This window comes from Rahnella perminowiae (assembly GCF_019049755.1).
In the GTDB taxonomy this organism is placed as follows: Bacteria; Pseudomonadota; Gammaproteobacteria; order Enterobacterales; family Enterobacteriaceae; genus Rahnella; species Rahnella perminowiae.
In genome coordinates this window covers 1-12,041 of record NZ_JAFMOS010000484.1, presented here as the reverse complement: position 1 = coordinate 12,041, position 12,041 = coordinate 1, and the positions used below count along the sequence as shown (strand labels likewise).

Below are 12,041 nucleotides of genomic sequence, written 5' to 3'. Positions count from 1 at the left end.
ATTATTTTCCTATTAGTTAACTAATTGATAAAACATCCTTCACGTTTCTCTATGGCCTGAGGGGTATTTGATGTTGTTAATGGACTTTGGGGAGTAACGGAACCAAAACGCGGTTTAGGGGTTTGAAGTCCAATAGAACGAAAACATACGATACTCCTCATCTTTACTTGAATGTGCGTAACGCATCATAAAGAGCTGTCTTACCAATTTTCAGTCTTCCAGCTGCCTTCCGGACACTCAATCCTTGAGCAATCAAACTCTGCGCCTTCTGCAAACCTTCATCAGTGACTACTGGTTTACGTCCGCCCTTTCGTCCCCTGGCGCTGCAGCAGAAAGCCCCGCCTTGGTTCGTTCACGAATAAGGTCTCGCTCAAATTCTGCCAGTGCTGCAAATATCCCAAAAACCAGCTTGCCCGGAGCTGTCATGGTATCGATGTCTGCCCCCTGCCCTGTTAGCACTTTTAGGCCAACGCTGCGACAAGAATGTCTCCTTCGCGTAAATAGGCCAACGCAGCATCCAGTCCAGGACGTTCGTTTTTCGAACCACTGATGACATCATCAAAAATTCTTTCACAACCAGCCGACCGCAGAGCATCATTTTGCAAATCGATATGCTGATTATCTGTTGAAACACGTGCGTATCCGATCAATGCCATCACTATTTACTCAAAAAGTCTGCTAACTCGTCCGTAAATCATATAGTCGTTTTCCCATAAAACAAGCAGGTTTACGGACAGTCTAATAAATTCCGTTTAACGACCATTTGACGGACAATAGACCCAGACCAGACATCCAGGCATTGTCTTCTGTAACATGACGTTTTCCGGCGGCGATATCCATACACGATTCCTCTCAATATGGTCAAATCTAGTAAATTAAATAGCCGTTATTTAAGGGCGAAGGTAAATCCAGCCTTCATTCTGCAGCGTTACCAGCGTCAGAATGGCGGAAGGAACAATGCTGACAGGCCGGATCAGGCTTTCAGTTACAATGCCCATACCCCTGAGTGAGTTGCTGCAGACATCTAACTGAATGTTATTGTACTTTTTGGCTAAATCTTTCCACTGGTCGGCGCTCTCTGTTTTGTCAACCAGACTATTAACGGCATTCCCATTGAAGACAATCCGGAGTTTATCTGCATTTGTATCGACTGCTTTCAGATAATTAAGTGCGTTATTCAGGCACGGGACAACACGAGATAATTCAGGAACGTGGAACAGGATATTCATTTTTATGCCTTACTGATAATAGGGTGATTACGGCGTCAGGGTTTGCTGCCCATGATAGTGTTCATGGTGTCATCATCAGGCGGTAACCCCTGCTGTTGTTGTAAACGGCCTTTGGGGTTGAGGTAATAAATAGTCGGTGTGGCGTCACTGCCCAAGTTTTCCATCAGCTGAAGGTTACTTTTCAGTGCGCTGGCCACATCCGGGTTGACTGTATCAGGGAGAGATGGCGATGTTTTCCCGTGTGTATTTTCATAATCCTTCAGTGCCTTAGACGGGTCTTTCGCCATCATAATTGCGGCAGCCCGGGGAGTACTTTCCGGACGAAGAATACCGACCAGCAGGACGCGCAACTGTACTTTATCCGAATCCAGCCAGGGACGTGCCTTCTCCCAGAACTGGGCACAGTAAGGGCAAAATGGGTCGAAAAATGCGTAAACAATACGCGGTGCTTTCACATTACCGACTGTAATCCAGCGGCTACTTTCAAGCCGGCTCCACATTTGTTTTCCCATCGGGGCGTAGACATATTTTTCTACCTGCGGATCGCTGAGATTGTTGCCACTGCTGTCGATTAGATTGCCCACAATTGCGTGCTGCTTATCGGGCGTGAGGAATACAGTTGAGCCCTGCCCCTGATACTGGATGACATAGCCATGCAGATTCGGGCCCACATCAAACTGACCTTTGACCTCAAGCCCTTGTTTCTGTAGTGACTGCAATGGCTGAGGAAGTTTTTCAGCAGCCCCCTGCGCCGACATGGTGAACAGGGGGAACAGGAAACACACAAAACACAAGTTGTTAGGGATTTTCATTGTTCTCCGGAAAATCAAATATTGGAATCATGCGCAAGAAATTATTGCCATTATCATATGCAATTTTTTTATATGTTATATTTTTTAGCTATATGCAAAACAGGATGGGTAATATAGGCAAAAAGGCACCGATATTATCCGTACACATAAACAATATTTCTGAGTGTGATACCAAATGAAACCAACAGACAGAAAACTCGCTGTGGAAGGCACTGTTGCAAATAGTCGGTGGTGGTAGACTTATTGTCCCCTTTTACTGAAGGAGCAGGACATGAACCCATTCAAAGGCCGTCATTTTCAGCGCGATATTATCCTGTGGGCGGTGCGCTGGTATTGCAAATACGGCATCAGCTACCGTGAGCTGCAGGAGATGCTGGCTGAGCGCGGTGTCAGTGTAGATCACTCCACGATTTACCGCTGGGTTCAGCGTTATGCGCCTGAAATGGAAAAACGGCTGCGATGGTACTGGCGAAACCCTTCAGGGTTCTGCTCCTGGCATCTCGATGAAACTTATATCAAAGTGAATAGCCGATGGACTTACCTGTACCGGGCTGTTGACAGCAAAGGCCGCACCATCGATTTTTATCTCTCTCCGCACCGTAACAGCAAAGCGGCATATCGTTTTCTCGGAAAGATTTTAAATCACGTGAAAGGCTGGAAGATTCCCCGCCTCATTAACACCGACAAAGCTCCCACATATGGTCGCGCGCTGGCGTTGTTGAAACGAGAGGGCCGCTGTCCACCTGATGTTGAACACCGGCAGATAAAGTACCGGAACAACGTGATTAAATGCGATAATGGCAAACTGAAACAGATAATCAGTGCCACTCTGGGGTTTAAATCAATGAAGACAGCCTATGCAACCATTAAGTGAATTGAGGTAATGCGGGCGCTGCGTAAAGGACAGGCGGAAAACTTCTACTTCGGTCATCCCCTGGGCGAGATGCGTCTGGTGAGCAGAGTCTTTGAAATATAACACCTTTCAATAACACTAACGGCTACCCATCACAAACATTTGCAACAGAGCCTGAAATTATTGCTTTCCTACATTTCTATCGATTCCCTCACCATCTTTCTTGCCTGCTCCAGGTCTTCCGGGCGTGATAGCAAAAACTCCGCCTTCAGTATCCCGTTCACCCTTTCCGCCAATGCGTTCTGATAGCAGTCATAGCCATCTGTCATTGAGCAGATTAGCCCGTGTCTTTCATGGATCGACTGGTAACTTGCTGAACAATATTGTATTCCACGATCCGAGTGATGGATCAGCGGCTGAGTCCTTTTTCTCGGCTTTAAGGCCTGTTTCAGAGCTTGCACGACATTGTCAGTACGCAGATCGCTGTGTACATGGTGGCCCATGATTTTCCTTGAGCAGGCATCCGTTATCAGGCTCAGATAGACCATGCCATTTCGGGTTGGCAGATAGGTAATATCCGCTACCCATACCTGTTCTGGTCGCCTTACCATCACCTGTTCCGGCCCCGTTTTTAATAAATTGGGATGTCGCCGAAAACGGTGATGGCTGTCCGTTGTTTTATGGTATGCCCGTCTGACTGGCACCAGCAGCCGGCGTTCCTTCAGCAAAGAGAACAACCGGCCACGTCCGACATGCAATCCATCATCTGATTGTTTACTCAGCAGATAATGCAGCTTACGGGTCCCGATACGCGCCTGACGTACTCTTATCGTTTTAACAAAATCGATGATCCGGACATCACGAGCCCGTTGCTTACTAAGCCGTGTATTGTGCTGATACCAGGCCTGCCGCCTATGTCCCAGGAACTGGCAGGCCCGGGTAATGGTTGTTTTTTGGGTTTGTTTTTGCGTGAGGACTTGCCTGGCCGCTTTTTTATGACACTGATCCCATAGTCATTTTTCAGCACGTTAACGACAGCATCAAGGAACTCCGCTTTCTGGGTGACCAGCTCAAGCTGTTCTTCAAGTTCCCTGATCCTTTGCTCAGGAGTTAAAGGGGCAGGTGGTTGGCTCATGGGCAACTCCCGGCTGGAGAGATGGGGAAGACCTGGGGCCCAGTTAAGATGGCCATGCTTGCGCAACCAGGTCAGAACGGTCGAACACCATAGCGCAGTTGAGCCTGTTTGTAGGTCATTTCGCCTTTTTCAACCTGCTCAACAACAGCAATTTTAAAAGACAAAGGATAGTCACGTTGTGCGCGTTTAAACTCGGCCATTGTCACGTTCTCCGGATTTAAGTCGAAAACGTGTCAACGCTATTCAGGACGGGTTATAAACTAAAAGAGGGTAAACCTCACGCGACACTCCGTGATGAAACGATTTCATTGTGGGTCTATTAGGTTAGTTAACTTAAAAATCACTTCCTGTATTAACCCTTCTTCTGCCACAGTTTCGAACGTTGCTCCCCTTGCATTCAAATCTAAAGCTCGAACCTGGTGGCATAGAACAACGCCTCGTAAATCTCCACGTTCTGTATCCATAGGTCCTACTGCAACGGTTACACCAGCGGATCTGGCACCGGCCGCAACAGTAGATATAGGACAACATATAGCCACACCCAGTGCGTTATTGAGCTTCTCTACTGTAATTACTATGCAGTAATGTTTGTCTTTCAGCTCACGACCTACGATTGGGTTCGGGTCAAAGTGCCAAATATCACCACGCTCAGGGACCCTTCCATGTGCCATTACCAATATTCCTTACCTACAGATTCAACGCTGGAGAATTCCTTCACATCGTCGTTCAACGCTGCAATTTCTCCCTGGTCAATCTGGCTTAACAGTTCATCCACAGTAAAAGCGCCGCGGGCCTTGCGAGTTGCCGGAGCAAAACTTAGCTCGGCTCCTTGACGTTTTACTGTTATTTCTGTGCCTACGGCCCAACCAGCTGCAGCTGCGTATTCGCGGGGAATAGTCACGATCATGGCTCCGCCTTGTTGGCGAACTTTTACAGTTTGCATTGTGTTCTCTCATTAGTTCTACATAGTAGCACTACTGTAGCACTATGTAGAACTCTTGCAAGTTAGAATTCAGCTGTGCAAGTTTATTTCTTTAAAACAATTCTTCCGCCCTTTTCCAGCTATCTACCTTGTTCTACATATGTAACTCATTGCTGCAGGGGAGTTAAACTGTTACAGGGGGCTGAAGCCCAACCGTACGAAAACGTACGCTAAGTACGTTCTTTAACCACATATCAAATCTATTAGGTCAGCCTGAAAAGTGGGTAACATCACGCGGCAAAGTTATTTATCATAAAATTCAGTATCATCCTATGTTCTATATTTTCTAGATCCAAACTTAAGTTATTACGTCAGTTGCTACTACCCTCACCGCCAAAGGATGTGTTCAAGCCTGACGTCACGTATCTTCTAATTCTCCATTGCGGAGATATCGCAAACAGCACCAGCGGAATACCAATCCAAATCAAAGAATCAGCCACCCCCAATTCTTCTGGCCAACTCAACAACCAGGGCGGATACCAGTAAATTTATAAAGGTTAACAATGAGGTATTTCGACGAGAGGAAAATAGGTTACTAGCAAGCACTTTAGCTGCTGTCCGGGACTGATAGACGCCAGCAATAAAATATACGATCCCTAGCATAAGGAATTCAACCCACATACTAGGGGTGTAATGGCAGAGAATAAATGTAAGAACCAGCCCGAAGCATAAGGCAGTTCCAGCCGCCGTCTTGATCCTGTGTTTGAGTAAGCTTCCCAGGCGATAAGAAAGGGCACTTGTTGTAATGCCGGCGCAGATCATCCATTCAGGATGTGAAGTATTCACACCGAATAATGTCGGGATAAGAGACAGGATGAAATACAGCATTGATGACCAGGATATCATGGAGATGACGTTGCAAATGAGGTTGGTTCTAGTGAGTGCTTCCTGCTTCTTTGTAATCCCTCTGTCTTTCAGTGGTTTCCTGATAAACCCTGTCATCAGAAGAAAACAAGCCACTCCATAGACTAACTGCAGCTTTAGCAGAAGCGTAAAAGATGCAAGGGCAATCACCGCTGCTGATAAAAAAGGGATTAGCGTCGCAACATACAACAGCGTCTGATTTCTTAACCGATAACTTTCTGCAATTTCCTCTTCATTTTCTGAATTTGCTACCAGCAGCATGCAGAACAGATAGATGATCCCGGCGCTAAAACCGGTGACAAAACGTGATATCAGGAACGACTGTAGACTGCTGCTTGAACCCGCGAAGAGAGACGCTACGCAAAATATCATGCAAAATAAAAGCGCAAAGAGGACATTTTTCCTGCCATTAAGCAAAAAAGCGCCAATCAGCTGACCTACGGCAAGTCCGCTCAGATAAGTTGAAAAAAAACCTGCCCATTAAGGGCAGGTAAACTTTGCTGTAAATAGGGTATCGCAGGCGCTAACAAATCCATGCTTACTGGATTGATTGCAGCCAGTATTACCACTGAAATGCGGTAAAAAAATGACATAGGGTTCCTGCTAAATATTTGAATAGGATCTTTTCACTGAAATAGCCCTTTTTATCAACGACGGGAATTCACGCGGTGTCGGTAACGATTCAATTTCAGAGACCGTCAGCCACTTAAATTCACCCTCAGCATTTATAAGGTTAGCCGGCAGGATACAAAGATAGATCATATCCAGGTGCCAGTGCCATCCACCCGCTTTTTCCGGGATTTTTTCGCAAAGTAAAGTGAGAGGTATTGGAAGTTCAGCTACGCTTGCAGGATCCAAGTCCAAAGACTGACGTTCCTGAATCTGGCACGATATAATGGTTGGCGTAACGCCTACTTCCTCGAACACCTCGCGTAACAGTGCCTCCTGCGGCTCCTCATTCTCCTCGATATGACCACCGGGATAGAGCCACATCTGCAATTTCTTATGAAAATGCATCAGAATGCGATCATGTTCATCCAGGATAATCGCCGAAGCGGTGAAATGCTTAACTCCCTCACGAAGCATAGGATTAAATCTCATTCAGAATGTTGGCGATTTGTTCAATATCCTGTTCTGTAATTCCAGGATGTACTGGGATCTGGATAAGCCGCTGAATCATGTTTTCTGAATTAGGGCAGTTGGCTGAAATATGGCTGTAAACCTCGCGCTTATAAAACACGTTATAACCATATTTGACTTGATCAATAACTATACCGGCATCGTTCACTCTACGAAGCACTGTTCCCGGATCAGAAACGTCACTGTTCAGCTTAAATACCAGATTGTAGTAATTAGGACGCCCATCGCCAAAGCTGAGCTCGTCAAACGGCCGACCTGGCTTAAGCCGTGACTTAACTGCGTCAGCATTGGTCCTGCGAATGGAGACCTGTTCCTCGATATCAGGCAGTCTAGCAATACCCAGTGCGGCTTGTAGAGCACCCAACTTGTAGTTCACGCCGGACCTTTTACCTGACAGGTTGCCCAGCCGGGTAAACATGGTCAGGTTTTGAGCGGTTTCCTGACAATCTGTAAGTACGAATCCACCTTCTCCGGTCGCAAGGATCTTACGATCATGCGTTGAGAAACAACTCATGTCACCAAAGGTGCCGGTAAACTTGTTGCCGAATTTAGCACCGTGGGCATGCGCACAGTCTTCAATCAGGGGAATGCCATGTTCTGCCAGGATTTTTCGAGTTTCATCCTGATTGAAGGGATAACCCCATAAAGGGACGATCAATGCAGCCTTTGTTTTGCTGCTGATGGATTTGCGCAGGCTGTCCGGGCAAAAATCCAGACAGTTTTCACGTACATCAACGGGGACAGGGATTGCCCCATTTTCAGTAACTGGAAAGAGCGAAGGCAGGACCGCAGGTGCCGGGACGAGAATTTCATCTCCCGGGCGAACACCGGCACACCAGAGTGCTGCCTAGATTGCGGTGCTTCCGGAAGACACCGCTATAGCGTGTTTAGCACCAAAGTATGAAGACAGCGTATTTTCATAAATGCCAATAATGTCTGCTGTTCCAGATAATTGTCCATCGCGTAAAATAGACAGAATCATTTCTTCATCGCGAACAGAATGATGCAGGTATTTGTCAGATATTTTTTTCATTATTACCGCACTCAGTATTTAATTATAATGCCGACATCATCGCTTTCACCCTGACATAATTCAGAGTAAAACTGCGGAATGTCTGTAAGCGTAAACCCAGTGCCGTATGTAGCCATTAAGCCAGTACTGATAACTTAGACGCCCACCTGTTACAGACGGACATCTAAGTATGGAATCCCAGTCCTGGCGAAAAGAACCCCGTAAAAATTATTCGAATGACTTCAAGATACGTATGGTCGAACTGGCTTCCCGCCCCGGTGCCTGCGTTGCTCAGATTGCCCGCGAAAACGGCATCAACGATAACGTCATCTTTAAATGGCTGCGACTCTGGCAGAATGAAGGCCGTATATCACGTCGCCTTCCGGCAACAGTTGAATCTTCACCATCACCGACAATGCTGCCTGTTGAGGTGATACCTGATCCGACACCATCAGCCGGGATGAATACTGAACCGGGTCAGCTCTCAGCGCTGAATGCCTCCTCCTGTTGTGTTGAGTTCCGTCACGGTAAAATGACGCTGGAGAACCCGTCACCAGAGTTGCTGGCCGTGCTGCTTCGCGAGCTGACCGGGAGAAGCCAATGATATCCCTCCCGTCAGGCACCCGTATCTGGCTGGTTGCCGGTGTGACCGATATGCGTAAATCGTTCAATGGTCTGGGCGAGTTGGTACAGCATGCACTTGATGAAAACCCGTTCTCCGGCCACCTGTTTATCTTCCGTGGCCGTCGCGGCGATACCGTGAAAATACTCTGGGCTGATGCTGACGGCCTGTGCCTGTTCACCAAACGTCTGGAAGAAGGCCAGTTCATCTGGCCTGCTGTACGCGATGGTAAAATCGCCATCACCCGCTCACAGCTCGCCATGCTCCTCGATAAGCTGGACTGGCGTCAGCCCAAAACAGCTCGCCTTAACTCTCTGACAATGTTGTAAAAAGCGCATGACCGCATTATAAATGGGGTCATGAGTCAGGACTATCTCGCCCGTATCGCCGCGCTGGAAGACGCGCTTCGCCAGAAAGACAGTCAGCTTAGCCTCGTTGCAGAGACTGAGTCGTTCCTGCGTTCTGCGCTGGCCCGCGCAGAAGAGAAAATAGAGAACGAAGAGCGCGAAATAGAGCATCTGCGGGCACAGATAGAAAAACTGCGGCGGATGCTGTTCGGTACCCGTTCAGAAAAACTTCGCCGACAGGTTGAAGACGCAGAAGCCCTGCTGAAACAGCAGGAGCAGCAAAGTGATCGCTACAACGGACGAGAAGACGATCCACTGGTACCTCGCCAGCTGCGCCAGTCCCGCCATCGTCGCCCGTTACCGGAACATCTTCCCCGCGAAATAAACAGGCTGGAGCCAGCCGAAACCTGCTGTCCTGGTTGCGGTAGTGATATGGCATATCTCAGTGAAGTCAGCGCGGAACAGCTGGAGTTGGTCTCCAGCGCCCTGAAAGTGATCCGCACGGTCAGGGTGAAAAAGGCCTGTACCCGATGCGACTGTATCGTTGAAGCGCCTGCACCATCTCGCCCCATCGATCGGGGTATCGCCGGGCCGGGTCTGCTGGCCCGCGTGTTAACGGCCAAATACTGCGAACACCTGCCGCTATATCGCCAGTGCGAAATCTTTGCCCGTCAGGGCGTGGTTCTGAGCCGGGCTCTGCTCTCCAACTGGGTGGATGCCTGTTGCCGGTTAATGGCCCCACTGGATGAGGCCCTTTACCACTACGTGATGGACTCCCGCAAACTGCATACGGATGATACTCCGGTGCCGGTACTGGCACCGGGCAGAAAGAAGACGAAAACCGGGCGCATCTGGACATATGTCCGTGATGACAGAAGCGCAGGTTCATCAGATCCGCCAGCGGCATGGTTCGCCTTCTCGCCGGACAGGCAGGGGAAACATCCTCAGCAACATCTTCGGCACTATAATGGTGTGCTGCAGGCGGATGCCTTCGCAGGCTACGATCGGTTGTTCAGCGTAGAACGTGAAGGAGGTCCGTTAACCGAAGCGGCCTGCTGGGCCCACGCGCGCAGAAAAATCCACGATGTCTATATAAGTACTCAAACGGCCACAGCAGAGGAAGCCCTGAAACGTATAGGTGAGCTGTACGCAATCGAAGAAGCCATACGCGGCCTCCCTGCAACTGAGCGGCTGGCAGCCAGACAGTCCCGGAGTAAGCCGCTGCTGATATCACTGCATGACTGGTTGGTGGAGAAAAGTGCCATTCTGTCAAAAAAATCCCGGCTGGGCGAGGCGTTCGCTTATGCGCTAAACCAGTGGGAAGCGCTGTGTTATTACGCGGATGACGGACTGGCAGAGCCTGACAATAATGCAGCGGAACGAGCGCTGAGGGCCGTGTGTCTTGGGAAAAAGAATTATATCTTCTTCGGTAGTGATCATGGTGGTGAGCGTGGTGCACTACTGTACGGCCTGATCGGTACGTGCAAACTCAATGGTATCGATCCAGAAGCCTACCTTCGCCATATCCTGAACGTCCTGCCGGAGTGGCCTTCCAATAAAGTGGCAGAACTGCTGCCATGGAACGTGGTTCTCACCGATAAATAACCGTCAATACGGCGCTGCCTTTACGCTTACCACCTCCATACAAATAATTCAATCATTCGAGCACGATATATCGTGGATGCGTGTGGTGCCGGGGGCCCCTTACCACGAACGCTGGAAGGAGTTTACGCGCGCACTGTCCCTTTTTCCCGCGTGTATCTTGAATCTGCTCCTGAAAAACCAGTGATATCGTATCACGCCAATACTTACATTTTGCCTCTGAGTAAAACGATCGTTCAGATTGGTGGGAGTGAGCGTCATAGTGCACCGACGTTGGATAGCTTGCCTCTCAACGGCAAGGACAGCGAAACGCTGTTACTGCAGAAGTTAGCCAGCACTGGCATTCATGCCGATGGGTTTCAACTTCTGCAGCAATTTGTTGCCTGGGATTCATGGACCTCTGATGGCAGACCAGTCATCGGGTTCAGTCAAACCCAACCACGTGTGATGACTGTTGCCGGGTTCAACGGTGTGGGGTTCAAACTCGCGTCTGGTGTTGCTGCAATTGCGGTTCGTCAGCTCTTGGACGCCTTGCACTATATTAGTGGACCTGCAATTTCCGCAGATTTGGCAACGTTGTTTTCTCCGGGACGTTTTACCCGAAAGGAGGGAATATGCGTATAGGATTTACAGCCGCTTTCAGTACGGAAGTGACTATTCATGCGAGAGGTTTTCTTCAAGGGATATTTCTGGGTGCTCAAATGTATCCGGATATTCGTGAGGCGGAATGGATCTTTTATGACGACAATGCCAGTGTGGCTGGAGGTCTTAAAGCCGCTGAATTTTTCATTCGCCAGAACGTTGATGTCGTGATCGGACATTTTGCGTCTGAATCAGCTGCGGCCGCTCTCCCGCTTTATAAAACACATGCCATACCCTTGATTCTACCGGCTTCGACCTGTGCTTCCTTAACTCAGCGTTCTGATCTGGTCTTCCGTTTATGTGCATCCGATGAAACGCTGGCACGTAAGCTGGTTGGTTACCTCACACGCAGTGCAGTATCCCGATATGCCTTATTCTGTGATGAAAGTCTGCACGGGCGGCAACAAGCATCTGAAATTGAAACGCTGCTTGTAACGTTACCCATAGAGCGAGTCGCGTTACCGGGTAACGCAGAGGTGGTGATATTTTGCGGACGTCTCAAAGCCAGTACTGAATACCTGAAAACACTCCGTTCAGCCTCCCTGAAGGTTCCGGTATACCTGACGGATGACGCCTATTCAGACGCTCTGTTTAACGGGATATCAGATCCAGGGGAAGTCATTGTATTCAGTTTCCCACCAGGAGGAGAACAAAATTCAGTTGAGTATCAACAAGTGCAGCATAGCTGCCAGACGTATTTCAAACATGATTTATTATTGTATACCAGTGAAACTATTTCAGCTTTATCTTTAATAAATTATAAGGGTTTGGATCGGCGAAGCATCACTAACTTATTAAAGA

12 protein-coding genes and 4 pseudogenes are annotated in these 12,041 nt (G+C 48.4%); 6 read left to right on the top strand and 10 right to left on the bottom strand.

Annotation, left to right across the window (positions count from 1 at the left end; translation table 11 throughout):
- Positions 1 to 163: 163 nt before the first annotated feature.
- The 3 genes and pseudogenes from J1785_RS09400 to dsbG form a co-directional block, all read right to left on the bottom strand.
- Positions 164 to 656: pseudogene (locus J1785_RS09400) on the bottom strand (recombinase family protein).
- A gap of 234 nt (positions 657 to 890) precedes the next feature.
- Complete coding sequence (locus J1785_RS09395) at positions 891 to 1,229, bottom strand: DsrE family protein (RefSeq protein WP_217137481.1); 339 nt, start codon at positions 1,227 to 1,229, stop codon at positions 891 to 893.
- A gap of 35 nt (positions 1,230 to 1,264) precedes the next feature.
- Entirely contained in the window at positions 1,265 to 2,041 is a 777-nt protein-coding gene (gene dsbG / locus J1785_RS09390; protein WP_227969099.1) for a thiol:disulfide interchange protein DsbG, read from the bottom strand.
- 271 nt (positions 2,042 to 2,312) lie between these two features.
- On the opposite strand from dsbG, the pseudogene J1785_RS09385 reads away from it, so the two are divergent.
- Positions 2,313 to 3,017: pseudogene (locus J1785_RS09385) on the top strand (IS6 family transposase).
- Positions 3,018 to 3,088: 71 nt separating this feature from the next.
- Here the strand turns inward: J1785_RS09385 and J1785_RS09380 are convergent.
- From J1785_RS09380 to J1785_RS09350, 7 genes and pseudogenes are all read right to left on the bottom strand, one after another.
- A pseudogene (locus J1785_RS09380) lies at positions 3,089 to 4,229 on the bottom strand (IS3 family transposase); the annotation flags it as partial.
- Positions 4,230 to 4,334: 105 nt separating this feature from the next.
- Positions 4,335 to 4,700, bottom strand: a complete 366-nt coding sequence (locus tag J1785_RS09375) for a type II toxin-antitoxin system PemK/MazF family toxin (protein ID WP_217137483.1) — start codon at positions 4,698 to 4,700, stop codon at positions 4,335 to 4,337.
- On the bottom strand, positions 4,700 to 4,972 hold the full coding sequence (locus J1785_RS09370; RefSeq protein WP_217137484.1) for an AbrB/MazE/SpoVT family DNA-binding domain-containing protein: 273 nt from the start codon (positions 4,970 to 4,972) through the stop codon (positions 4,700 to 4,702). Before J1785_RS09370 ends, J1785_RS09375 begins: the two co-directional genes overlap by 1 nt.
- Before the next feature lie 471 nt (positions 4,973 to 5,443).
- Positions 5,444 to 6,331: an MFS transporter gene (locus J1785_RS09365; RefSeq protein ID WP_217219285.1), complete on the bottom strand. Its 888-nt coding sequence runs from the start codon at positions 6,329 to 6,331 to the stop codon at positions 5,444 to 5,446.
- Positions 6,332 to 6,478: 147 nt separating this feature from the next.
- Complete coding sequence (locus J1785_RS09360; RefSeq protein ID WP_217219283.1) at positions 6,479 to 6,961, bottom strand: NUDIX hydrolase; 483 nt, start codon at positions 6,959 to 6,961, stop codon at positions 6,479 to 6,481.
- 4 nt (positions 6,962 to 6,965) lie between these two features.
- A pseudogene (locus J1785_RS09355) lies at positions 6,966 to 7,847 on the bottom strand (DegT/DnrJ/EryC1/StrS family aminotransferase); the annotation flags it as partial.
- A 15-nt stretch (positions 7,848 to 7,862) separates the two neighbouring features.
- Positions 7,863 to 8,048 carry a DegT/DnrJ/EryC1/StrS family aminotransferase gene (locus J1785_RS09350; RefSeq protein WP_217219282.1) on the bottom strand — a complete coding sequence of 62 codons (186 nt, stop codon included), beginning with the start codon at positions 8,046 to 8,048 and terminating at the stop codon, positions 7,863 to 7,865.
- 169 nt (positions 8,049 to 8,217) lie between these two features.
- Between J1785_RS09350 and tnpA the strand changes: the two genes are divergently transcribed.
- The 5 genes from tnpA to J1785_RS09325 form a co-directional block, all read left to right on the top strand.
- A complete protein-coding gene (gene tnpA / locus J1785_RS09345) occupies positions 8,218 to 8,631 on the top strand; it encodes an IS66-like element accessory protein TnpA (RefSeq protein WP_109846721.1) in 414 nt (137 codons plus the stop codon).
- Entirely contained in the window at positions 8,628 to 8,978 is a 351-nt protein-coding gene (gene tnpB / locus J1785_RS09340) for an IS66 family insertion sequence element accessory protein TnpB (RefSeq protein ID WP_217192212.1), read from the top strand. Before tnpA ends, tnpB begins: the two co-directional genes overlap by 4 nt.
- A gap of 30 nt (positions 8,979 to 9,008) precedes the next feature.
- Positions 9,009 to 10,601 (top strand): IS66 family transposase, encoded by a 1,593-nt coding sequence (tnpC, locus tag J1785_RS09335; RefSeq protein ID WP_217147267.1) that lies wholly within the window; start codon positions 9,009 to 9,011, stop codon positions 10,599 to 10,601.
- 6 nt (positions 10,602 to 10,607) lie between these two features.
- Complete coding sequence (locus tag J1785_RS09330; RefSeq protein WP_338020342.1) at positions 10,608 to 11,222, top strand: FAD-dependent oxidoreductase; 615 nt, start codon at positions 10,608 to 10,610, stop codon at positions 11,220 to 11,222.
- Positions 11,213 to 12,041, top strand: an 829-nt coding sequence (locus J1785_RS09325) for an ABC transporter substrate-binding protein (RefSeq protein ID WP_217219280.1), incomplete at its 3' end; no start/stop codon positions are given. The genes J1785_RS09330 and J1785_RS09325, both read left to right, overlap by 10 nt.